Below are 23,401 nucleotides of genomic sequence, written 5' to 3'. Positions count from 1 at the left end.
AGGACATTAGGAGACTGCCTTGAGTATTTTTTGGTTGACCGTATATGTATTGATCTGGCCCGTTGTTGTTGGCGGCACTCTTTTTGTGATCGTGCGCGCGTTCTATCGTGAATGGCGAGAGGCGCGCGCCGAGGGCCGTGGCATGGTCTAAACAACACCGCGAACCACGATTGTAGCCTCCCCGAGGGCCCGACGGATTATCCCGTCGGGCCCTCGGGCATTTGGCGTCCGTTGGCAGCTGGGCTCTTAACCAACAATCCCCTTCTCACCAGGGGTGAGAAGGGGATTGAAGAGAGAAACCCGGTATGCAGTAGGGCCAGGGACCAAATGCTCCGGGCCCAGCGACTCTACAGGGAGTCAGTATCCAGGATCTCCACCAGGGTGGCCTGGGGGATGCGTTTGGTCATCACCGCGATCGACTGTGGGTTTTCATCCACACACACGAAGCGTCGCCCCAGCGCTTGAGACACCGCGCCGGTGGTGCCCGAACCGGCGAAGAAATCTAGCACCCAATCGCCTTCACGGGAACTGGCATTGATGATCCGGCGCAAGATGCCCTCGGGCTTCTGCGTGGGATAGCCGGTTTTTTCCTTACCGGTGGGGGAGACAATGGTGTGCCACCAGACATCGGTGGGCAACTTGCCGCGCTCACGCTTTTCGGCCGTGACCAATCCCGGTGCCATATATGGCTCACGATCAACCTCGGCAGAATCGAAGTGGTAAGTCTTCGGGTTCTTGACGTACACCAAGATGTTGTCGTGCTTGGCGGGCCAGCGCGATTTGGCTCGGGCTCCGTAGTCGTAGGCCCAAATAATTTCGTTCAGGAACGACTCGCGGCCGAAGATCGAATCGAGCATGACCTTGGCATAGTGCACCTCGCGGTAATCCAGGTGCACGTACAGGGTCCCGTCATCGGCCAACAGGCGCCAGGCTTCGCGCAGGCGCGGCTCCAAGAATGACCAGTAGTCATCAAACGCGTCGTCATAGCTGTGCAGGTCCCCGCGCAGGGTGGAGTAGCTGCGGCCCTGGAATCCGACCCGGTCACCTTCACCCTCGGCCGCACGGACCGAGGTCATTACCTGACGCTTTTGCGTACGCCCGGTGTTAAACGGGGGATCCACATAGATCAGGGTGAAGGATTCATCGGGCAACGTGGGCAAAAAATCCGCGTTTTGGGCATGGACAATCAGGTTGGGTCCCGCCGGATCCCATTGGGGGGCAGGGCGGGCGCCAGCGCCGTCCGTTGATGGATCGGTGATGGGCCCGTCGGGAGAGCTAGTCAACGTCATGTAGTGGCTTGGCGTCGATCTACTTGGCGTCGTCGCGGTTCACGACTTCGCCCTCGCGGCGTCGGGTGCGGGTACGGTTCGGACGCGTGTTCGGTCGAGTGCGGGCCGGACGCTCGGTCGCCGAGGCGCCCTGATCGGCTGAATCGGACACAACGCCCTGCTCGGAGGCAACGGCGGTCTCGCGGTGGCGTTCGCCTTCGCGGGCCGGACGGTCGGATCGGCCGCGGGAATGACCGTGGCGTCCGGCGTTGGAGCCTCCGCGCTCTGAGCCACGATCGGATCCGCGCTCGGAACGGCGTGAGTCAGTCGAACGTGTGGCGTTCTTTTTACCGGTCTCGCCGAGGTCTTCGAGCTTTTCGCCGGCCAAGCCCTCGAGCTTGCGAGCGTTGCGCGGCAGACGACCCTTGGTGCCGGCGGGGATGTGCAGGTCTGTGAAGAGGTGCGGTGAGGAGGAGTAGGTTTCCACCGGGTCGGTGACGTTCAGGCCCAGGGCCTTATTGATCAAGCCCCAACGCGGAACATCTTCCCAGTCAACAAAGGTGACGGCGGTGCCCTTGTTGCCGGCACGGCCGGTGCGGCCCACACGGTGAAGGTAGGTCTTCTCATCTTCCGGGCACTGCAGGTTGATCACGTGGGTGACATCGTCCACGTCGATACCGCGGGCAGCGACGTCGGTGGCGACCAGCACGTCGACCTTGTTGTTGCGGAAGGCGCGCAGTGCTTGCTCGCGGGCACCCTGGCCCAGGTCGCCGTGCATGGCACCGGCGGCAAAGCCACGGTCAATCAGCTCATCGGTCAGCTTGGCTGCCGAGCGCTTGGTCTTGGTGAAGATGATGGTCCGGCCGCGGCCCTCGGCCTGCAGGATGCGGGCCACGACCTCGTCCTTGTCCAGCTGGTGGGCACGGTAGACAACCTGGCGGATGTCCTTCTTGGTGATCGAGTCATCGTCCGGGTCAGCGGCGCGGATGTGCGTCGGCTTGGTCATGTATCGACGGGCCATCGCGATGACCGGGCCGGGCATGGTGGCCGAGAAGAGCATGGTCTGGCGAGTCGCCGGGGTGGCGGCCAGCAGCGTCTCAACGTCCGGCAGGAAGCCGAGGTCAAGCATCTCATCGGCCTCGTCGAGGATCACGATGCGGATGTTCTTCAAATTCAGGTGACGCTGGCGGTGCAGGTCAATCAGGCGACCGGGGGTGCCGACAACGATTTCGACGCCGTTGGTGAGCTGCTCGATCTGCGGTTCATAGGCCCGGCCGCCGTAAATCGTGGCGATGCGAGCGTTGCGCAGCGTTGAAGCCTTTTCGATGTCCGCGGCGACCTGGACGGCCAATTCGCGGGTCGGGGCAACAATCAAGGCCTGTGGGGCGCCGGGCTGGGGGAGCCGGTCATAACCCTCGTCCTCGGGGCCAACGACGAGCTGCAGCGCGGGGATGCCGAAGCCGAAGGTTTTACCGGTACCGGTCTTGGCCTGACCGATGATGTCGTGCCCGCCAAGGGCCACCGGCAGGGTCATCGACTGGATGGGGAAGGGGTGGGTGATCCCTGCAGCGGTGAGTGACGCGACGATGTCGGCGCGCACGCCAAAGTCGGCGAAGGTGAGCTGGGGAAGCTCGTGCGGGGTTTCATCGGTGGACAGAGAATCTTCGATGTCCACTGCTTCGGACGCCGAATCGGCGGTCAGCAGGTGTTCTGTATTCGACACGGGGGTCTCATTCTTTTAGGCACCGGGGCTGGGGTGCTCGACGACCGTCCCGAGGTCAGTCGGGACTTGAGGGTCGGAGGCCCACCACATTCGGGGTGCATCCAGCGGAGCCGATCGCAGGCTTAGCAATGCGGTCAAGTGGTTCTGACCGCGGGTGGGGCGCGGAAGTCGCTGGGTAATCCCGCAAAAATCTTTTCAAGGTTCGCGACCGGGCATCCTTATACCATTCCAGCATATCGTGCCGTGGGTAAATTCTGGGCATTGCCCGCCCGAACGCGTGCGAGCAAGGGGTACGCCGGAGCATTGCCCCCAGCCGCTTGGCCCGCACCACCAGATGCGGGCCAAGTGCCTTAGGCCTCGATGATCTTGAAGAGCACCTTACGTGTGGCAAGATCCGCATGCACGAGTTCGACCTCAACCTCGACACCGGCCGCTGCGTTGCCCTCAAAGGGGGCCATCACCGCGGGGTCCTTAACCAACAGGGTTCCACCGGTTGCCGGTGAACCATTCTTGGATCGGGCATCATCGATCCCGGTCAGGGTGACGGCGCTAAAGCGTTCGCCCACGCGGTGGGCCAGCGATGCTGCCTCAACGGTGTCAACCGCTGCACGTTCGATGGTGTTCACGAGTCGGTTCGAGTCGCCCATGAGCTTCGGGAGCGAGGGTAGAACGGCGCGCAGACCCACCGGAACCTCCTGTCCACTGGAAGCATAGGAACAGATCAGCAACGAAAAACGGTCAACAAGCCGGCGGAGCGGTGCGGTGGTGTGGGCGTAAGGTGCTGCGATCGCCGCCTGAATCACATCCTCGGGAACCTCGCCGTCGATCGCCGTGTAGGTGGCACCGCGGAAGAGGCCGGTGGCCCGGTGCATCAGGGCAAGCTGTCGCGGATCGTTGAGGTCCAAGGAACGCAGGAACTCGCCGTACGGTTGGGCCGGATCCCAGACGGTGCCCAGTGCCTTCGCTTCGAGACGGAAGATCGTGATGTCTTTTTCGGCGGGTGCCGGCATGGTGCGCAGCAACCCCACCCTTGCCTCAAGCATGATCCTGGCCGCTTCAATGCCCGTCATCAGTGAAATCTGCGCGTTCCAGTCCTCAACGGCCAGCGGGGGAGCCGACACGATGGCGTAGGTCCCGTCGACGCATTCGACTTCCTGCGCGGGGATGCGTAACGACGCTCCGCCGCGTTGGCGCTCCAAGTCGACGCGCTTGATTCCCACTTCGCGCAGCAATTGAAGTAGTTCACTTGCGGTGTCGGAATCAAGAGATTCCTGAACGCCGACGTAGCTCAGCTTTTCTCGACTCTTGACCACTGCGCGTTCCAAGGCGGTTTGCGTGACGGCTCCCGACACATCCAGCGTGAACGTCCAGAGGTAGGCGCTGCGGTCTTGGCCCGGCAGCAGTGAGCCGGCATCCTCACTGATGACTTCGGGGTGCAGAGAAATGCGCCGGTGCGGCAGATACACGGTTTGCCCACGCAGCCGGGTTTCTGAGTCCAGCGCGCCGCCCAGGGTCACAAATCCCGGAACGTCGGCAATGGCGTAGTGCACCACGTACCCTTGGCCACTTCGTTCAATATGCAGGGCCTGATCCAGATCGGTAGAGCTGGCCGGGTCGATGGTCACCAGCTCGATGTCGCGTCTATCGATCGCCGGAAGTTCAAAATCCTTGATGGCGCGTTCCGCCTCGGCAAGCACTTCGGCTGGGAAGTCGGCACGCACGTTAAACTCTGTTTCCAGGGCTTCAAGGGCCTGTTCCAGTGAGGTGCTTCGGGCATCTTTGGTCAGTGCAATGTTTTGGTGGCTCACACCGTCAGCATAACCACGCCACGGTGTGCTGGGGCGGATGCCGCGCGTGTGTTGGGCCCCTAGTACGCTAAATACATGACCGATACCCCGCTGACCTTTGGTTCCAGTGCCTCCGCCGACGATGCCGAACTGGCCCTCTTGGGACTGATCGCCTATCAGGAGCTGACCTCCTTCGAGCATCTGTCCTCCGATGCGCGGCTTTCACCAACGCTGGTGGACAGGGAAATTTTAGGACGTTTGGCGGTGGCCGAATTCGGTCACTTTGAGCTGGTGCGCGAACTTATTGCCGCCCGGGGCCTGGATCCGCAGGAAGTCATCGAACCGTTCATGGAGTCCCTCGATGAGATGCATCGCCGGACCAAGCCCGGTGATTGGTACGAATCCCTGACCAAGGCCTACGTGATTGATGGTGTGGCAGGAGACTTCTACTCGCTGATTGCCTCGGGGCTGGAACCCGAAGCCCGCGATCTGGTGCACCAGGTGAAACGCACCGAGGCGAATGCCGACTGGTTGCGTGATCGCCTGCAATTGGCCATCGCCGATCACCCCGAGCGGGCCTCTCGAATGGCCCTCTGGGGGCGTCGACTGCTCGGTGAAGCACTGACCCAGGCCCGGGAGATCGGCGAGAAGTACGACTACTTCGGTGCCCTGCAGGCCGAGGGGCGTGGGGATCGTGGACAGGAAATGACCACGCTCTTTGCCTCCCTGGTGGAAAGCCACTCCCGGCGTATGCGCCAACTAGGAATGACCGCCTAATCTCACCCCCGACGCGCCACTCGACGGCCGCGCCGCCCGAAATGTTAAACACCACAAGAAATGAGTAACAGCCATGAGCCTTGAGAAGGACTCGCCCACCAGGGTGTTGACCGATTATGAGATAGCTCGAGCGCTAAAAGAATTGCCGTCCTGGCGCCAACGCTCCGGTTCCCTGGTGTGTGCGTGGTCATTTGCCGATTCGCGTGAAGCCATCGACTTTTTGGCCATCGTTGCCGAGGCCGCCGAGCGTCAGGGGCATCACCCGGACGTCGATTGGCGCTGGAACACCATCTTCTTGAGTTTGACCTCGCACGATGTGGGATCCGAGATTACCCTTCGGGACCTCGCCTTGGCCACGCTGTTGGAATTCGCCGCCGCAGACTGTGGTGCCGTCGCGGTGCCGCAACGGCACCAGGATGTTAATTTGGTGCTCCAGAGCGCCGATCCCGGGGCGCTGGAGCAGTTCTGGATAGATGCTCTGGGCTACCGAATCGGGCGCGATGGTGTACTGCGTGATCCGCAAGGCCGTAACCCGCAGCTGCGCTTTAGCACGCCCGACGACGGGATCGCTGCCGGCATCGTGGTGGAAAAATATGTATCGGCAACCTTACCGGAGCAGGACCAAGATCCGACAGAACGACCTGGCCCAGGGCTGCTGTTGGACGCCGAGGGAAACCGCTTCGCACTACGCACCGATGAACAACTCGATCCGCCGCCATTTCAGTAGCGGTGTGCCTCGACGCCGGGTCGGGGCGGAGCTGAAGAGTTAAATGGGTGAGGGAGGGACGTTAAACGTCCCTCCCTCACCCATTTTGTACTCTGGGGTGTTACTACTAGTGAGCGAAGCCCACGCGGCGAGCTTCTTCCACACCGATCTCAACATAGGCGATGCCCGCTACGGGCACCAGCATGTGCCGGCCCTTGGCGTCCGTGAGGCGCAATTCCCCGCCAGCGCTCAGGGCATCGGACACGCGCGTGGCCAAAACCTCTGCGTCTTCGGCGGATTCGATTACGATCTCGCGGGCAACATTCTGAATTCCAATGCGAACGTCCATGGTGGCCTTCCTGGTTTGCTGCATGTGTCGGTGCCCGGTGGCACCGACTAACATCTGCTTCGAATTTACGTCAGGATTCTTTGGGGAAGCGACTGATTCCGCGCCAAGCTAAACGCGAGACCAAATCGCTGGCCTCTTCCATCGATACCTCGTCGGCCATATCCACCCAATATCGGGCCGAAACTTGGGCCATTCCGGCCAATGCCCGGCCCATCACCAGTGCTTGGGCAGCAGGCAGTGAGGTGTCCGAGGCAACCACGTCCGCGATTTGCCGGGCGAATGTTGCGTTGAATTCCTCGATCCGCCCACCGACCTCCCCATCGTTAAGCAGGTCCGATTCGAAAATGAGCCGGAAGGCCTGTGAATCACGGGCGATGTACTCGTAGTACGCACGGATGGTCGCGCTCACGCGCATTTTGTTATCGCGGGTGGAATCGATGGCCCGTTGCAATAGGGTGCTGAACTCGTGCATGTGCGCATCCAACAGGGCCAGATATAGCTCGCGCTTACCCGGGAAATGTTGGTACAGCACGGGCTTGGAGACCTCTGCGACTTCCGCGATCTCGTCCATCGAAGCACCGTGGAAGCCATGGGCAACAAACACCTGTTGCGCAGCATCGAGTAGCTGGCGGCGGCGTGCCTCGCGTGGCATCCGTTGAGTTCGGGCGGCCCGGATTTGGGGAATAGTCACATCGGCCCTTTCGCGAAAGCTGTGCGCCCACCTGTAGCGGGCGACGTTGCGAACAAGTCTACTCTTCGGTAACGAGTTGCGTCGCTCACCATCCACGTTCCCTAGCGCGTCGCCACGAACTATGGTTGAGACATGGATTTTCCCGCAGGACCCCACGTACCGGAAGCCCCAGCTGAGCATGAGTCGCTGCCCGCCCTGGTTCAACCGGCACCGGCGCTGCTACCGGAAGAAATGCTGCGCTATTCGCGCCAGATCATCATCCCCGAGATCGGTTTGCTCGGGCAGCGGCGGCTGAAGAATGCTCGCGTGCTGGTCATTGGGGCCGGTGGGCTCGGCTCGCCGGCGTTGCTCTATCTTGCGGCCGCAGGCATCGGCACCATCGGCATCATCGACGACGACGTGGTGGACGTGAGCAATCTGCAGCGCCAGGTGATTCATGGCACCGCCAGCGTGGGGGAGCTGAAGACCGATTCGGCGGCGCGGCGCATCACGGACCTGAACCCGCTGCTCAACGTCCGGGTGCACGCCCAGCGCCTTGATGTGTCCAACGCCGTCGACATTTTTTCCGATTATGACCTGGTGCTCGACGGGACCGATAACTTTGCCACCCGGTATCTGGTGAACGACGCCGCATCGCTGGCCGGGAAACCCTATATTTGGGGTTCGATTCTGCGTTTTGACGGGCAGGTGAGTGTGTTCTGGGATGCTCACGGGCCCAATTACCGCGACCTGTACCCCACGCCGCCGCCACCGGGAACCGTGCCCTCCTGCTCGGAGGGCGGGGTGTTTGGCGTTTTGTGTGCGCAGGTCGGATCCGTCATGGTGGCCGAAGCCATCAAATTGATCACCGGCGTGGGGCGCAGCCTGCTGGGGCGGCTATTGATTCTTGATTCACTGGATATGCGCTGGCGCGAGGTGAGCTTGCGCCCGGATCCAAGCCTGCCGCCGATCACCGCGCTGTTGGAAAGTTATGACGACTTTTGCTCGATGCCCGAGCTGGACGCCGCGGGAATCCGCCGCACCAAGGAACACAGCATTTCCGCCACCAGACTGGCCGAACTGCTCAAGGCTCGTGCGGCGGGAAGCGAAGATTTCCTGCTGATCGATGTGCGCGAAAGTGGGGAGGCGGAGATCGTCTCGATTCCCGGAGCGATACTGGCTCCGCGTGGGGCGATCCTGTCGGGGGAAATTGAGCTGCCCCGGGAGCGCGAGATCATCCTGCACTGTAAGTCCGGGGGTAGATCCTCCGAGGTGTTGCGCCATCTATTGGATGCTGGTTATTCCGATGTCCGCCATGTCTCCGGCGGGATTCTGGACTGGATCAGCGACGTTGACCCGAGCCTGCCCGCCTACTAAGCGAGCGATCGGACCCGGATAAACGACACGATGCCGTGGGGAACTAAAGTTCCCCACGGCATCGCGTCGTTTGTTGCTGACGATCAGGCAGCGATTAGCCGACCTGATGTAGTGCCGGGGACGGCAGCTGTGCATCGTGAGGACCTGCCGTGGACTGAGTCCCGGTGACGGGGCAACCGGCGGCATTTTTCATCGACGGGGCCACTGGCGCATCCACGGCCAGCCCGTAGAGGGTCTCGAGCGCTTCAATGTATTCACCGGCGCGTCCCTGGGCAGCGAGCTCACGGGCACGGACCGTGGGGACGTGCAGGAGTTGACGCATCATGCGGCGCATCGCGAATTCGACCTCTTCGGCTGCCGCGGTGCAGCCGTGCTGGGCGCGAACCTTTTCAACCTCTGATTCCAAGACCTGCTGCGTGTGTCGGCGCAGGGCCACGATGGCGGCATCCGCTGCGCGTTCACGCTGTTCGGTCGCGAAGGTCTCGGCGGCGTCCAGCACAATGCTGCGTGCCTCACGCAGTGACTGTGCCTGTTCCTCGGGCGCGGCCATGCGCACCGATTCCAACGTGATTAAATCCACGCCGGGCAGCGCACCGAGTTCCGGGTCAAAATCGTGGGTCAGGGCCAGATCGATGGCGACCAGTGGGTGCTCCGCACGATCCAGCGAGGTGATGTCGCTGGACATCAGGCGGTGATCCGAGCCGCTGCAGCCGATGATGATGTCGGCGTGGGAAAGCGCGGCCTCAAGAGTGCTCTCATCAAGCGCCGTGCCGCCGCGAGAGGCCACGAAGGCATCGGCCCGGCCGGAGGCGGAGTAGACGGAAACGTTGTGGGCGCCCCGTTCGCGCAGCAGGGCCATGGTGGCTCCGGCATAAGCGCCGGTGCCGAAGATGACGATGTCTTTGGTGCTCCAGTCGGCGTCGTTGCTCAAATCCGTGGCCAGCTCCAGGGCAACGGAGACCACCGAGAGGCCGCGTGAACCCAAGGTGGTGCGCGATCCGACGTCCTTGGCGGTGCGTGATGCGGCCTGGAAGAGGCGAACCAGCGAACCGGTGGCGGTTCCGGAGGCCTGGGCTTCATTCAATGCCCGGCGTACCTGACCGGCGATCTCACGTTCCCCAATAACGGCGGAGTCGAGGCCCGCGCCGACGGAGAAAAGATGCTCGATGACATCCGTCTCGGTCTTTGAGATCAGGGCGGTGGAGATGGTTTCCTCGCTCAAGCCGGTGCTGGCGGCGATCTGCGTAATCACCTCCGAGCGGGCTGCCGGAACGTCCTCCGATTGCGGAACTTCGCAATAGATTTCGTAGCGATTGCAGGTGGCCAGGGTGATGGCGCCGGCAACCGGGCTGGCCGAAGCGAGCACGACCGAGGCGACCTGGGAGGCATCGGCACTAATTTTTGCCACTGTCTCGAGGTCGATGTCTGAATGGGAGGCAACGAGAGATAATAGAACCACAGTGTCTCCCATGGTAGCCCTTACTACCTGTTGTAGAGAAGCGGATGTGATCGGTTAGACGCTCACATGGGACTTGTGGTGTTCGCTGGCGGCGTGCGGATTACTATTCGAGCCAACATGTTGGCAGAATCAATGCCATGACGTTGAGCCAGAACCACCCGCTGATGGACGGTCGTACCGCCAATTCCCCGTTGATTTCCGCCTACCGCGGCCTAAAGCCCAGCCGCAGGCCCGTATGGTTCATGCGCCAGGCGGGCCGTTCGCTGCCCGAATACCGCAAGCTACGCGAGGGCACCGAGATGCTTGAATCCTGCCTGCGCCCGGACATGGCCTCGGAAATCACCTTGCAGCCGGTCCGCCGGCACGATGTGGATGCCGGGATCTTTTTCTCCGACATCGTCATCCCGCTCAAGCTGGCCGGCATCGACGTGGACATTGTTCCGGGCGTCGGTCCGGTCCTTGCCTCCCCGGTGCGCACCGCCGCCGACGTGCGTGCACTACCTAAGATGGATGATGCGGCGCTGGACCCGATTCGCGAGGCCGTCTCCATGACCGTTGAGCAGCTGGGCAATACGCCGCTGATCGGATTTGCCGGTGCCCCGTTCACCGTTGCCGCTTACATGGTGGAGGGACGTCCGTCCCGCGACCACATGGGCCCGCGCACCATGATGCACGCGCAGCCGGGAGTCTGGGAAGAACTGGCCAACTGGGCCGCCGACGCCTCCGGGGCCTTCCTGCGCGCCCAGATCGAGGCAGGTGCCTCCGCCGGACAGCTCTTTGACTCCTGGGCCGGTTCGCTCTCGCTGGGCGACTACACCAACTTCGTCGCTCCGGCCTCGGCCCGCGCGCTGGATCACGTTCGAGACACCGGCGTCCCGCTGGTGCACTTTGGCACCGGCACCTCCGAGTTGCTCGGTGCCATGCGCGATGTGGGAGTCGACGTCATGGGCGTTGACTACCGGTTGCCGCTGGATGAGGCCAATCGTCGGCTGGGCGGGAACATCCCGCTGCAGGGCAACATCGACCCGGCCCTGCTCACCGCACCGTGGGAGGTCCTCGAGGCGCACGTGCGCGAGGTGCTGGCCGCCGGGGACACCGCCGTCTCACACGTGGCGAACCTGGGTCACGGTGTCCCGCCGGAGACCAACCCCGAGACGCTGACCCGTTTGGTCGAACTTATTCACTCGATCCCCGTGGCCGGGCGTTAAGCTAGAAGAAGCATTGCCAGGAATCGGTGTGCTGCTGGAGGTGCCACGCGCCGCACCAACAGCACACCGATTCCCGGAAGCACGTTCCACGTTCGTTTTCCCTGAAAAGAGATGATGGTGCCTAAGATCCAAGGTCAGCCAAACCGCGAGTCGGCCGACCCTGCAGGTGTGCCGGGGGATCCCGCGAAGGACCCCGAATCGCTAGCTGGCCCGAGCACCGCACCTGGTGGGACCGAAGAAGACGCGGTCATCACCTTCACCGGTGAAAATGAGCCAGCCGTTGCCTCGGTGGCACGCGGTCGAGTCGCGAGCGTCGGGTCGAACGCCGCGGCTCACGCCCTGCGCCTGCTCAACCGCGCCCGAGGTGCCGAAACCGGTGCCACCCACCCGTCCGAGCGCGGCACCGAAGCCTCAACCAGCACACCAGATTACGCCGAGTCACGTGTGGCCAGCGAAGCGGCGAGGGTAGCCCCGCAGCCGGAGCCAACCTTCGGCGGTGTCCGGACCCCCGAAGCAGCACCGAGCCCAGACGGTGCGCCGAGCACCGAGGCTCCGGCAACTAAGGCACGCCGAAGCCCGGTGGGCTCAAACGCCGCTGCCCACGCGATGCGCTTGCTGCACCGGGCTCGTGGTGCCGAGGCCACCGCCGCTGCCGCCCCGGCGGCACCGAGCGGACCGCTGGCTGTGGTCATCGGCGGTGGCATCTCCGGATTGGTGGCCGCCCGCGAACTGGTCATGAGTGGTCACCGGGTGGTGGTCCACGAGGCGCAGGGACACTTTGGTGGCTGCGTCACCGAGCACCAGGTCGCCGGGCTGAGCCTTGACGCCGGCGCCGAATCCTTCGCCACCCGCTCCGCCGCCGTCGCACAATTGCTGGTCGAACTCGGCCTGGGGGAGGACATCGTCACCCCCGAACCCGGGGGAGCCTGGCTGTATCTCAAACGCGGGCACGACAACGTGGCCCAGCCACTTCCGGCCACCGGCATCCTGGGGATCCCCGGGGACCCGTGGGCCGATGAGGTCCGCACGGCGGTGGGCCGCAGCGGTGCGCTACGTGCCGCGGCGGATCTGATCACCCCGGTGTCCAAAAAGATTCTTGAGGGCGAGATGTCCCTCGGTGCCCTGGTCCGCTCCCGGATGGGCTCGGCGGTATTGGAGAACCTGGTCACCCCCGTCGTGTCAGGGGTGCATTCGGCGGATCCCGATACTCTCGACGTTGATGCCATCGCCCCGGGGCTGCGCGCAGCGGTGCTGAAGCACGGTTCGCTGGCCAAGGCCGTTGCCGCCCAGCGCGCCGCCGCACCCGCCGGTTCCGCCGTCGCCTCCGTCCGCGGAGGCATGAACCGGCTCACCGCCGCCCTTATCGCGGATCTGCGTGCCGCCGGTGTTGAACTGAAAACCAACAGCCCCATCGCCGCCATAACGCCGGGGGAGCACTCCACCGGTTTCCGGGTCACCCTCGGTGAGTCAGCCACCCACACCGAAGCGGGCACGCAGCTGCAGGTTGACCGCGTGGTGGTTGCCACCGGCGGTGAACTGGCCGTTGAGCTTCTGAGCGGGATTGATCGGGCGTTCACCGAGCACCGGCCGAGCACCGGAGCCGGCATATCGCTGGTCACCCTGGTGCTGGATAAACCCGAGCTGGATGATGCCCCGCGTGGCACCGGCCTGCTGGTCTCGCCCAGCGTCAATAACATCGGCGCCAAGGCACTGACCCATGCCACGGCCAAATGGCAGTGGTTGGGTGACGAATCCGGTCCCGGTACCCACGTCTTGCGCCTGTCCTACGGGCGGTTGAACGATATGGCCTCTGCGTTGGTTAATGCCGATGATCGCACGCTGCGTGATGCGGCGCTGAAGGACGCCTCGGCGCTGCTGGGCATGGTGATCACCGCCGAAGACCTCTTGGGCTTTGACGTGATTCGCTACTCCGGCGCACTGCCCTTCGCCACCACCGGACATGCCCGGCGTGTGGCGCAAATCCGTGCCATCGCCGCCACCCACCCGGGGCTGGATGTCGTCGGTGCCTGGCTCTCGGGCACCGGTCTTGCCGCGGTGGTGGGCGATACACGCAAGAAACTGCGCATCACCGTGAGCTGACCCCGCCGCCCGCGCGGCTCACCCCGGCTCCCAGCAGCGGATACGGACGCGAGCTGCGCGGGACGAACCCCCACGAACCACTTCAACGTCGTAAAACCCACGAGAAGCGCCTCGCCTCACCGCGAAGCACAGCAAAGAAAACAGGAGAACTACCCCATGAGTGCAGTGGAATCCAACTCACCCGTCATCCGCGACCGTGAAGCAGCCGGTACCGACGCCACCATGTACTTCACCCTGTGGACCATCTTCAAGCGCGATTCGGATCTGGACCGCACCGAGGGTGTCGAGGCCTTTGACGCGTTGGTGGCCGAGCTGGCACAAGACGGCGTGACGCTGCGCGGCACCTACGACGTCTCGGCCATGCGCGAAGACGCCGACGTGATGACCTGGGTCCACGGCCCGACCGCCGAGGGATTGCAGGCAGCGGTGCGCAAGATTCGGCGCTCCTTCCTCTTCGCCGAAACCTCCATCGTGTACTCCACCATGGGCGTGCACCGCGAGGCAGAATTTGCCAAGGATCACTCCCCGGCCTTCGCCCGCGGTGTGGCCCCGGAAACCTGGATGACCGTCTACCCGTTTGTGCGATCCAACGATTGGTACCTGCTGGACCCCAAGGAGCGCGGCAAGATGCTGCGCGATCACGGCATCCTGGGTCGCGAATTCCCGACCGTGCTGGCCAACACCGTCGCAGCCTTCTCCTTCAGCGACTTCGAATGGCAGATTTGCCTCGAAGCCCCGGAAATGATCGATCTGGTCGACATGATGCGCCACCTGCGCTACACCGAGGCCCGCAACCACGTGCGTGAAGAAACCCCGTTCTACACCGGCCGCCGCATCTCCACGGCCGAGGTCGCCGAGGTCCTGCGATGAGCCAGGCTTTCGACCCGCGCACCGGGTACGACGACTCCGGGGTCATGGCCCCGAAGGCCTATGACGCCATCCTGCTGGCCTCCTTCGGCGGACCGGAGGGACAGGAGGACGTCCTCCCCTTCCTGCGCAACGTCACGAAGGGGCGCGGCATCCCCGACGAGCGCCTCGAAGAGGTGGCGGTGCACTACCGCAAAAACGGTGGTGTGTCCCCGATCAATGCGCAGAACCGCGCGCTGAAGGCCGCCCTGGAGGCCGAGCTGGCTGCGCGGGAGATCGGGGTTCCGATCTACTGGGGCAACCGCAACTGGGCGCCCTACATCCCGGAAACCATCACCGAGATCTACAACGCGGGACACCGTAAGGTGCTGATGCTCTCCACCAGCGCCTATTCCGGCTACTCTTCCTGCCGGCAATACCGCGAGGACCTGGGCGTCGCGCTGCGCGAAACCGGCCTGGAGGGCAAGCTCGAGGTTGACAAGGTGCGCCAGTACTTCGACACCCCCGGGTTCGTGACCCCGTTCATGGGCGGGCTGCGCGATTCGCTGGCCGAGGTCCGGGCGCAGCTGGCGGCGGCCGGCAACCCGCAGGGCGAGATCAAGATCGTCTTCGTGACGCACTCGATCCCGACCTCCGACGCGCAGGCCGCCGGCCCGCGCGACCTCGTGGCCACGCTGGATACCGACCTGTACTCGGCCCAGCACCTGGCCGTGGCCGACGCGATCCTGGCTGGGGTGCCCGAGGCTGCCGGCCTGTCGCACTCCCTGGTCTTCCAATCGCGTTCCGGGGCCCCGCACGTGCCGTGGCTGGAACCGGACATCAACGACGCGCTCACGGAGTACCAGGCCGCCGGCGTCGCCGGGGTCGTGGTGATGCCCATCGGCTTCGTCTCGGATCACATGGAGGTCCTCTGGGACCTGGACACCGAGGCGAGGGAAACCTGCGCCGAACTCGGCCTGGCGTTCCACCGCGCCCCGACCCCGGGAACCCACACGGACTTCGTCTCCGGCATGGTCGACCTGGTGGCCGAGCGCCTGGCCGGGTCCGACGGTGCCGCGCTGAAGCCCGGCCGCGCCTCGGTGGCCGAGCTCGGTCCATGGTTTGATGTGTGCCGGCCGAATTGCTGTGCCAAGGTGATGCGTGATGGCAGCGTCAAGCCGACCATCGCCGCCGTCGACTCCGAGGTGGGGGTGCCGGCATCATGACGCAGCACGAGTTCAGCATCGGTACTCGTGGCTCGGCGCTGGCCACCACCCAAACCGGGCACGTCGCGGTGCAATTGCACGAGATCTCCCAGGTCCCCTATAACACCGTGCTGGTGAAAACCGAGGGGGATGTGACCACCGGTCCACTGTCCCAGCTCGGCGGCACCGGCGTATTTGCCGCCGCCCTGCGTCAGGCGTTGTTGGATGGCAGTTGTGACATGGCCGTGCATTCGCTCAAGGACCTGCCCACCACGCAGCCCGACGGGTTGATCATTGCCGCGACCCCGCAGCGAGCGGATGTGCGCGACGCCCTGTGCGCCCGCGACGGCTTGTTCCTGGCCGAGCTGCCCGAAGGGGCAACGGTGGGCACCGGTTCCCCGCGCCGCAAGGCCCAACTGTTGGCCTTCCGCCCCGATCTGAAAATCGTGGATATCCGCGGCAACGTCGGAACCCGCCTGGGCCGGGTCAAGGGCTCACCGGCGCAAAAGGACGATGGGGGAGTCGGGCGCACCGCCCAGGGCGACCTGGACGCTGTCGTCCTGGCCGCCGCCGGTCTGGAGCGTCTGGGCCTGGATTCACACATCACCGAGTACCTGGACCCGGAGATCATGCTTCCGGCCCCCGGGCAAGGCTCGCTGGCCGTGGAGGTTCGTGAGGCCGGCAGCGGACATCCGTCCGTCGACACGGCGCTGGAAACCATGGACGATTTCGACACGCGCCTGGCGGTCACCGCCGAACGCGCGCTGTTGGCTCGGCTTGAGGCCGGCTGCGCGGCGCCCATTGGTGCGCTGGCCACGGTGCACGGGGACACGCTGGTACTCGACTCGGTGGCGTGCAACCCCGATGGTTCGGACACCATGCGCCGCTCGGCCACCACGCAGCAACTGACCATCGACGGCGCGCAGGCCCTGGGCATCACATTGGCCGAACAGCTGCTGCGCGAGGGCGCCGCCGACCTGGCGGGACTCTAGGCCCATCACATGAGAGCTGATTCAGTGCTCACACACCGCACCGCTCTGCTCCTGCGCGACCCCGCGCGGGCGGCAGAGACTGTGGCGCGGCTCACCGAGCGCGGCGCGTGTGCAGCGGTATGCCAGCTCATCGACTTTGAGCTGCCCGCCGACACCCGCGCCCTTGACGCGTCACTGGCACGGTTGCTGGCCGGTGACTTCGACTGGCTGGTGCTCACCTCGGTCAATACCCTCCGGGCGCTGAAACACCGGGCCGCGGCACTGAATCTGCGCCTCATGATTCCCGCCGGCACGCAGGTGGCGGTGGTCGGCGAGGCGACGGCCGCAGCACTGCGGGAGCTCGGTGCGCGGGTGGACTTCATGCCGCGTCACGATCATTCGGCGCGCGGCATGCTCGCCGAATGGGAACAGCTGCGCGCCGGGGAGCCGGCGAGCGTCCTGATGCCGCAGGCCGACATCGCCTCGGCAACCCTGCGCGACGGATTTGCCGCCCGCGGCTGGGCGGCACACATCGTGATCGCCTACCGCACCGTCCCCGCCCCGGGCAATCCGCACCTCGCCCTGCAGACCCCGGTAGCTGCCCCCGACCTGCCGGCGGGCAGCTACCTGCTGGAGCCGGAGCACCTGCCCGGTGCCAGCGGCAGACTTGATGCGGTCTTCTTCACCTCACCGAGCACCGTTGACAACTTCCTCGCGCGTCTCCCGGCACCGCCCGCGCACCTGGCACTGGTGGCGATCGGGGACAGCACCGCCGCGCGGCTGCGCGCTCGCGGCCTAGAACCGGCCGCCACGGCTCTGTTCCCAACACCCGATGGACTCATCAACGCCTGGGAGCAATCCCTGCGCGCCGATCTCCACCCGCCGCGTTGATTTCGCTGCCCACTAACCCTTTGAGACCCCAAACCACGAGCTTCACAAGGAGCTAAGAATGTCATTCCCCGCCCGCAGGCCCCGCCGTCTGCGCACCACCCCCGCCATGCGCCGGCTTTCGGCCGAGCTCGTGATCGCCCCGCAGCAGCTGATCCTTCCGGCGTTTGTGCGCGAGGGACTGAGCGAACCCAATCCGATCAGCTCCATGCCGGGGGTTGTTCAGCACACCATAGACACGCTCAAGGCAGCCGCCGCCGAGGCCGTCGAGCTGGGCCTGGGCGGCATCATGCTCTTCGGCATCCCGGAGACCCGCGACGCCATGGGCAGCGCCGGGGTGGACCCCGACGGCATCCTAAACCGTGGCATCGCCGCGGTGCGTGCGGAGGTGGGAGATGAGCTGGTCATCATGTCCGATGTCTGCCTGGACGAATTTACCGACCACGGACACTGCGGCGTGCTGGATGCGGCGGGCACCGTGGACAACGATGCCACGCTTCAGATCTACGGGGAGATGGCGATCGTGCAGGCCGAGGCCGGCGCCCACATGCTCGGTCCCTCGGGCATGATGGACGGCCAGGTCGCCGTCATCCGCCAGGCGCTGGATACCGCCGGACACCAGGATGTGTCGATCATTGCCTACGCCGCCAAGTACGCCTCCGCGTTCTACGGCCCGTTCCGTGAGGCCGTGGATTCCCAGCTCACCGGGGACCGGCGCACCTACCAGATGGATGCCGCGAACCGCCGCGAGGCGCTGATCGAGGTTGAACTGGATCTGGCCGAGGGCGCCGACATGCTCATCGTCAAGCCGGCCATGAGCTACCTTGACGTGCTGGCCGATGTCGCGGCGATGTCCCCGGTCCCGGTCTCCGCTTACCAGATCAGTGGCGAGTACGCGATGATTGAGGCCGCCGCCGCCAACGGCTGGATCGATCGCCGCGCCGCGATCACCGAATCAGTTTTGGGCATTCGCCGCGCCGGTGCCGACACCGTGTTGACCTACTGGGCCAGTGAACTCGCCCAGTGGCTGAAAGAAGGAAAATAATGACCAGCTCCGCAGAACTCTTTGCCACCGCCCAGAAGCTCATGCCCGGCGGGGTGAATTCCCCGGTGCGCGCCTTTGGCTCGGTCGGTGGGGTGCCCCCGTTTATGGTCGGTGCCAAGGGTGCGTATTTGACCGATGCCGACGGGAACTCCTACGTCGACCTGGTCTGCTCGTGGGGTCCGGCCCTGCTGGGTCACGCCTTCCCGGCCATTCAGGATGCCGTGCACGCGGCGGTTGACCGCGGGCTGTCCTTCGGTGCCTCCACTCCGGATGAGGGCAAACTGGCACAGCTGGTCATGGGGCGTTTCGGTGGTGTTGAGCGCATGCGCATGGTCTCCACCGGCACCGAGGCCACCATGACCGCGGTACGTCTGGCTCGCGGCTACACCGGCCGTGACCTCATCGTGAAGTTCGCCGGTTGCTACCACGGCCACCTCGATGGGCTGCTCGCGGCCGCCGGTTCCGGCCTGGCCACCCTGGCACTGCCGGGTTCCGCTGGCGTTACCGCCGCCACCGCTGCCGAGACCCTGGTGCTGCCGTACAACGATCGCGAAGCCATCACCGCAGCCTTCGCCGAACACGGGGACAAGATCGCGGCGGTCATCACCGAATCCGCCCCCTGCAACATGGGTGTTGTCACCCCGGCGGCCGGCTTTAACAAGTTCCTGTCCGAGACCACCACCGCCAACGGAGCGCTGTTGATCTTAGATGAGGTACTCACCGGTTTCCGCGCCTCGGATGCCGGCTACTGGGGACTGACCGGACGCACCGAGGGCTGGATCCCGGATCTCTACACCTTCGGCAAGGTCATCGGCGGCGGGCTTCCCACCGCCGCACTGGGCGGTCGTGCCGAGGTCATGGACTATCTGGCTCCGCTGGGGCCGGTTTACCAGGCCGGCACGCTCTCGGGCAACCCGGTGGCCATGGCCGCAGGCATCGCCCAGCTGACCCACGCCACCGACGAGGTCTACGCGCACATCGACGCAAAGTCCTTGGAGCTGCAGCGTGCGCTGGCCGAGGCGCTCTCCGCGGCGGGAGTGGATCACTCCATCCAGCGAGCCGGAAACCTGTTCTCGGTGGCCTTCGGGACCTCGGAGCACGGTGTACACAACTATGAGCAGGCCCAGGCGCAGGAAGCCTACCGCTATGCACCGTTCTTCCACTCGATGCTGGACGCCGGTATCTACCTGCCACCCAGCGTCTTTGAAGCCTGGTTCCTCTCCTCCGCCCACGACGATGAGGCCATGAACAAGATCTTCGCGGCCCTTCCGGCGGCGGCGCGTGCAGCTGCTGCCGCGGTCCCCGCGGCATAGTTCAACCACGGCGCGTTCAGACCCCCGGGTGGTTGGTGTATCGAGTGATCGATGCACCAACCGCCCGGGGGTCTTCGGTTAGGGGGGCAAATACCGGGATCCGCCACGGTTTTTTGTGAGGTCTAGGCCACGTTAGTGATCGAGGTCGCCGGGGCCAAAGTGATCATGCCGGGTGCGTGATGACTTTGATGTCAGACCCGAAGAATAGTAAAAAAACCTAGTCAGTAACCTTTTGGCGTACTTCGAACGGCAGGTGATCCCGACCTCGGTGCCAGGGTCCTCGCACCGAGGTCGACCAGCACGGCCACGGTGGGCGAATATGTGGTTGCTTGGTAGCGGCGCTACGCTAGTTCGGTTAGTTTTCGCGTTTCATTGCCGCTGAGGAAATCTGTGAATCTTTTTCGAACCAAGCCAGTGGAGAGCTTCCTGGCCGATGCCGCGGCACCGGGTCGCCAGCTCAAAAGGACCCTGAACACCTGGGACCTGATGATCATGGGCGTCGCAGTAGCAGTGGGCGCAGGTATTTTCTCCGTGGGTGCCCGTGCCGCAGCCAACTTCTCCGGCCCGGCCGTCACTCTTTCCTTTGTCATCGCCGCACTCACATGCGCCATGGCGATCATGTGTTACGCGGAATTTGCCACGGCCATCCCGGTGGCCGGATCGGCGTATGTCTTCAGCTACGCGACCATGGGCGAATTTGTCGCGTGGATCATCGGATGGAACCTGGTTCTGGAACTGTTCACCGCTGCTGCGGTGATCGCCAAATACTGGGGCATTTACCTCACCGAAGTCTTCCAGCTCGTGGGAGTACACCTCTCACCCACCATTGAATTAGGCATCGTCACCATGAGCTGGGGGCCCTTCCTGATCGTGGCCTTGTTCACGATCCTGTTGGTGCTCGGCACCAAATTGTCGGCCACGGTTTCAAACGTCTTCACGGTCATCAAAATCGGCGTTGTGCTGTTTGTGATCGTGGTCGGCTTCTTCTACGTTAAGGCCGAAAACTACGCCCCGTTCATCCCCGATGCTGTTCCCGCATCAGCGACGGAGGGCACCACCGAGGTCATGAAGCAATCGCTCTTTGCCTTCGCCACGGGTGCCGCCCCGGCCCAGTACGGAATGATGGGCGTCTTCGCCGGCGCGGCACTGGTCTTCTTTGCCTTTGTCGGCTTCGACGTGGTGGCCACCAGCGCGGAAGAGGTCAAGAATCCCAGCAAAACCCTACCCCGAGGCATCTTTGCTGGCCTTGCGCTGACGACGCTGCTCTACATCGGAGTCTCCCTGGCGCTGACCGGCATGGTTTCCTACAAGGATCTGGCAGCCGTGGACACCCCCAACCTGGCCACCGCGTTCACTCTGGTGGGAAATGAGGGCGCAGCCTCGGTCATTGCCGTAGGTTCCCTCATAGGCCTGACCACTGTGGTCATGGTGCTTCTGATGGGTCTCTCGCGTGTGGTGCTGGCCATGAGTCGCGATGGATTACTTCCGTACAGGCTCTCCAAGACCGGTAAGCGAAACACTCCGGCACGCATTCAGATCATCTGCGGTTCCTTGGTGGCCATCGTTGCCGGAGTGACCCGCGTTGATGTGTTGGAGGAAATGATCAACATTGGCACACTCTCGGCCTTCGTCGTGGTGAGCTTGGGAATCATTGTCCTGCGCCGAAAGCGCCCGGATCTTAAGCCTGCCTTCCGAGTTCCCTTCGGTCCTTTCATCCCGATCACCTCCGCGCTTCTGTGCACCTACCTGATGCTTAACCTCGCGGTGGAAACCTGGATCTACTTTGCCCTCTGGCTGGCGGTCGGCGTCGTAATCTACTTCGGTTACGGGCAGCGTCATTCCCGGCTCAACGAAAAGTTTGCTCCGCAGATGCAAGCCATTCAAGAAACCGAAGAACGTGCCTCCGCACTGAAGAACTAGTTCCGTTGTGGTGGGTCGCTTCTTGGCGGCACCGCGACGTTCCGCACGTAGGGCGCTGTACCGATCCCCATCGGTACAGCGCCCTACGCGTTTTCGGTGGAGCATGGATCCACTCGGCCACAATTGATCTCGGCACATTCGTCGCCGGCACGGGTGAAACAAGGAGGTGGCTCCGCAGGGTCATCGAACGCTTCCTCACGCGCCTGCGACAACCGGTCCCGTTCATCGTTCCGGGGCAGCCCCACGATCCTTCATTTCGGCATAGGACGCCAGCGCGGCAGCGCGTGAGGATTTGAGATCCACGATCGGCTGCGCCGCGCTGAGTGGCGCGAATCGGGTCACATAAGTTCCCCGAGGGTCGAACTTTTTGGCTTGGAGCTCCGGGTTAAAGACGCGGAAGAACGGTGAGGCATCCGCGCCGCATCCGGCGACCCATTGCCAATTAGCGGGGTTTGAAGCCGCATCGGCATCCACCAGCGTGTCCCAGAACCACTCTTCGCCCACTCGCCAATGGATCCCAAGATTTTTGATCAGAAAGCTAGCGGTGACCATGCGCACACGGTTGTGCATCCAACCGGTGTCCCACAGCTGCTTCATCCCCGCGTCGACCATCCCGTAGCCGGTCTCCCCGGTTGACCAAGCGATGAAATACTGCCGGATCAGATCATCGTGGTCCTCGCCAGAAGCGGAGTCCTGGGGCCAGGACCAGTCGAAGTCATCATATTCGGGGCGCAAATTCGTGGTTGCCAGATCCGGCTGGTGATAGAGCAGGTTCCAGCAGAAATCGCGCCATGCCAGTTGGCGCATGATGGACTGTGCGCCGGTGGCCCGTTGTGGATGTTTGCTGATTGTCATGCTCAGCGCCCGCCAGACCTGCCCGGGGCTCAGATGCCCCCAGCGCAGTGCCGCGGATAGCCGCGAGGTTCCGTCGATATCCGGGCGGTCTCTGCCATCGAGGTAGTCTCCAGCGATCTCATCAAGCACGAGTTTCAAGCGCTCCTGCGCGTGATCTTCCCCGGGGTTCCACGCCGCTGCCAGTCCCTGAGCCCAATCAGGGCGGGAGGGCAGGAGTGACCAATCGGTGAGCGCATCGCTGTGTAGACCGAGCGAGCCCAGGGGTTGCTGGGGCTCTGGTTTGGGCACCGGCTCTCGCAGTGGCAAACGCTGCAGGGCGTTATAGAACGGAGTGAAAACCCTGTAGGGCTTTGACTCCTGAGTCACCGGAACCCACGGTTCGTGCAGCAGAAAGCCAGCGTGACTGTGAACCGCTGCCCCCGCGGCCCGCACACGCTCCATGACAACAGAATCGACGGAGCGTTCCGGTCCTCCGTAGCGGCGATTCCAGTGGAGGGATGATGCTCCGGCGAGCTCCATGAGCTCCGGGATCTGCCTCGCGGCTGCCCCGCGACGAAGTATGAGCTCTAACCCGAGCATCGCGAGATTCTTCCGCAGGTCAGCTAAACCGTGGTGAAGCCACCACTTAGCGGCGCCTCCCAGCGGACGGATTCCCGGGGACTGCTCATCGAGGAGGTAGACCGCGATGGTCGGGCCGGCGTCCATGGCAGACACCAACGCCGGGTTATCGGCGACGCGCAAGTCATCGCGGAACCACATCAGGCTTATTGGTTGGTGAACCACGTTGTTCCTTTCCCTTGGTTTCGACCGCGATTGGCGCCCGATGGCTCATCGGTGCCGGTCTGATCGCACCTGGCCCCATAAAGGATCTCCGCGGCATGCCCCGCTTGTCGGAAGCAGGCCTCGGATGGCAGCAGGTTGAGTTCTTAGAGCC

The 23,401-nt window shown here is 63.9% G+C and carries 20 protein-coding genes; 13 read left to right on the top strand and 7 right to left on the bottom strand.

All coding sequences use genetic code 11. From position 1 onward, the window contains the following. The first annotated feature begins 19 nt into the window (after nucleotides 1-19). Nucleotides 20-151 (top strand): putative transporter small subunit, encoded by a 132-nt coding sequence (locus KUF55_RS11720; protein ID WP_218816743.1) that lies wholly within the window; start codon nucleotides 20-22, stop codon nucleotides 149-151. A 196-nt stretch (nucleotides 152-347) separates the two neighbouring features. On the opposite strand, the gene KUF55_RS11715 is transcribed toward KUF55_RS11720, so the two are convergent. The 3 genes from KUF55_RS11715 to KUF55_RS11705 form a co-directional block, all read right to left on the bottom strand. Then, on the bottom strand, nucleotides 348-1,289 hold the full coding sequence (locus tag KUF55_RS11715; protein ID WP_255557004.1) for a site-specific DNA-methyltransferase: 942 nt from the start codon (nucleotides 1,287-1,289) through the stop codon (nucleotides 348-350). Between the two features lie 19 nt (nucleotides 1,290-1,308). Continuing rightward, a complete protein-coding gene (locus KUF55_RS11710; RefSeq protein ID WP_218816742.1) occupies nucleotides 1,309-2,991 on the bottom strand; it encodes a DEAD/DEAH box helicase in 1,683 nt (560 codons plus the stop codon). Nucleotides 2,992-3,341: 350 nt separating this feature from the next. Further along, complete coding sequence (locus tag KUF55_RS11705) at nucleotides 3,342-4,799, bottom strand: RNB domain-containing ribonuclease (protein WP_132358462.1); 1,458 nt, start codon at nucleotides 4,797-4,799, stop codon at nucleotides 3,342-3,344. 75 nt (nucleotides 4,800-4,874) lie between these two features. Between KUF55_RS11705 and KUF55_RS11700 the strand changes: the two genes are divergently transcribed. Together KUF55_RS11700 and KUF55_RS11695 are read left to right on the top strand one after the other, a co-directional pair. Continuing rightward, the gene (locus KUF55_RS11700; protein WP_132358460.1) at nucleotides 4,875-5,555 is read left to right on the top strand and encodes a ferritin-like fold-containing protein; all 681 of its coding nucleotides are present in this window, start codon (nucleotides 4,875-4,877) and stop codon (nucleotides 5,553-5,555) included. A 73-nt stretch (nucleotides 5,556-5,628) separates the two neighbouring features. Further along, on the top strand, nucleotides 5,629-6,282 hold the full coding sequence (locus tag KUF55_RS11695) for a 4a-hydroxytetrahydrobiopterin dehydratase (protein ID WP_218816741.1): 654 nt from the start codon (nucleotides 5,629-5,631) through the stop codon (nucleotides 6,280-6,282). Nucleotides 6,283-6,388: 106 nt separating this feature from the next. Here the strand turns inward: KUF55_RS11695 and KUF55_RS11690 are convergent, their stop codons facing one another. After that, nucleotides 6,389-6,610, bottom strand: coding sequence for a DUF3107 domain-containing protein (locus tag KUF55_RS11690; RefSeq protein WP_132358457.1), 222 nt, complete (start codon nucleotides 6,608-6,610; stop codon nucleotides 6,389-6,391). Nucleotides 6,611-6,680: 70 nt separating this feature from the next. Then, a complete protein-coding gene (locus KUF55_RS11685) occupies nucleotides 6,681-7,262 on the bottom strand; it encodes a TetR/AcrR family transcriptional regulator (RefSeq protein ID WP_132361045.1) in 582 nt (193 codons plus the stop codon). Between the two features lie 171 nt (nucleotides 7,263-7,433). Between KUF55_RS11685 and moeB the strand changes: the two genes are divergently transcribed. Further along, nucleotides 7,434-8,657 (top strand): molybdopterin-synthase adenylyltransferase MoeB, encoded by a 1,224-nt coding sequence (moeB, locus tag KUF55_RS11680; RefSeq protein WP_218816740.1) that lies wholly within the window; start codon nucleotides 7,434-7,436, stop codon nucleotides 8,655-8,657. Nucleotides 8,658-8,751: 94 nt separating this feature from the next. Here moeB and KUF55_RS11675 read toward each other — a convergent pair whose 3' ends face one another. Next, nucleotides 8,752-10,116, bottom strand: coding sequence for a glutamyl-tRNA reductase (locus KUF55_RS11675; protein ID WP_218816739.1), 1,365 nt, complete (start codon nucleotides 10,114-10,116; stop codon nucleotides 8,752-8,754). 137 nt (nucleotides 10,117-10,253) lie between these two features. On the opposite strand from KUF55_RS11675, the gene hemE reads away from it, so the two are divergent. From hemE to KUF55_RS11630, 9 genes are all read left to right on the top strand, one after another. Further along, the gene (hemE, locus tag KUF55_RS11670; RefSeq protein ID WP_132358453.1) at nucleotides 10,254-11,324 is read left to right on the top strand and encodes a uroporphyrinogen decarboxylase; all 1,071 of its coding nucleotides are present in this window, start codon (nucleotides 10,254-10,256) and stop codon (nucleotides 11,322-11,324) included. 117 nt (nucleotides 11,325-11,441) lie between these two features. Then, the gene (gene hemG, locus KUF55_RS11665; RefSeq protein WP_370630913.1) at nucleotides 11,442-13,424 is read left to right on the top strand and encodes a protoporphyrinogen oxidase; all 1,983 of its coding nucleotides are present in this window, start codon (nucleotides 11,442-11,444) and stop codon (nucleotides 13,422-13,424) included. A gap of 156 nt (nucleotides 13,425-13,580) precedes the next feature. Continuing rightward, nucleotides 13,581-14,294 (top strand): hydrogen peroxide-dependent heme synthase, encoded by a 714-nt coding sequence (gene hemQ, locus KUF55_RS11660; RefSeq protein ID WP_218816738.1) that lies wholly within the window; start codon nucleotides 13,581-13,583, stop codon nucleotides 14,292-14,294. Beyond that, complete coding sequence (locus tag KUF55_RS11655) at nucleotides 14,291-15,496, top strand: ferrochelatase (RefSeq protein ID WP_218816737.1); 1,206 nt, start codon at nucleotides 14,291-14,293, stop codon at nucleotides 15,494-15,496. Before hemQ ends, KUF55_RS11655 begins: the two co-directional genes overlap by 4 nt. Next, a complete protein-coding gene (hemC, locus tag KUF55_RS11650) occupies nucleotides 15,493-16,467 on the top strand; it encodes a hydroxymethylbilane synthase (protein ID WP_132358449.1) in 975 nt (324 codons plus the stop codon). The genes KUF55_RS11655 and hemC overlap by 4 nt, the downstream gene beginning before the upstream one ends. Nucleotides 16,468-16,476: 9 nt before the next feature. Then, the gene (locus KUF55_RS11645) at nucleotides 16,477-17,337 is read left to right on the top strand and encodes a uroporphyrinogen-III synthase (protein ID WP_132358447.1); all 861 of its coding nucleotides are present in this window, start codon (nucleotides 16,477-16,479) and stop codon (nucleotides 17,335-17,337) included. A gap of 58 nt (nucleotides 17,338-17,395) precedes the next feature. Beyond that, a complete protein-coding gene (gene hemB / locus KUF55_RS11640; protein ID WP_218816736.1) occupies nucleotides 17,396-18,379 on the top strand; it encodes a porphobilinogen synthase in 984 nt (327 codons plus the stop codon). Next, on the top strand, nucleotides 18,379-19,692 hold the full coding sequence (gene hemL / locus KUF55_RS11635) for a glutamate-1-semialdehyde 2,1-aminomutase (RefSeq protein WP_132358443.1): 1,314 nt from the start codon (nucleotides 18,379-18,381) through the stop codon (nucleotides 19,690-19,692). The genes hemB and hemL overlap by 1 nt, the downstream gene beginning before the upstream one ends. Before the next feature lie 390 nt (nucleotides 19,693-20,082). Continuing rightward, entirely contained in the window at nucleotides 20,083-21,612 is a 1,530-nt protein-coding gene (locus tag KUF55_RS11630; protein ID WP_218816735.1) for an amino acid permease, read from the top strand. Between the two features lie 222 nt (nucleotides 21,613-21,834). Here KUF55_RS11630 and KUF55_RS11625 read toward each other — a convergent pair whose 3' ends face one another. Next, nucleotides 21,835-23,226, bottom strand: a complete 1,392-nt coding sequence (locus KUF55_RS11625) for a deoxyribodipyrimidine photo-lyase (RefSeq protein WP_218818772.1) — start codon at nucleotides 23,224-23,226, stop codon at nucleotides 21,835-21,837. Between the last annotated feature and the right edge of the window lie 175 nt (nucleotides 23,227-23,401).

The organism is Paeniglutamicibacter sp. Y32M11 (genome assembly GCF_019285735.1).
GTDB lineage: Bacteria > Actinomycetota > Actinomycetes > Actinomycetales > Micrococcaceae > Paeniglutamicibacter.
The sequence above is the reverse complement of the archived record's forward strand: the minus strand, read 5'-3'. Positions and strand labels throughout refer to the sequence as shown.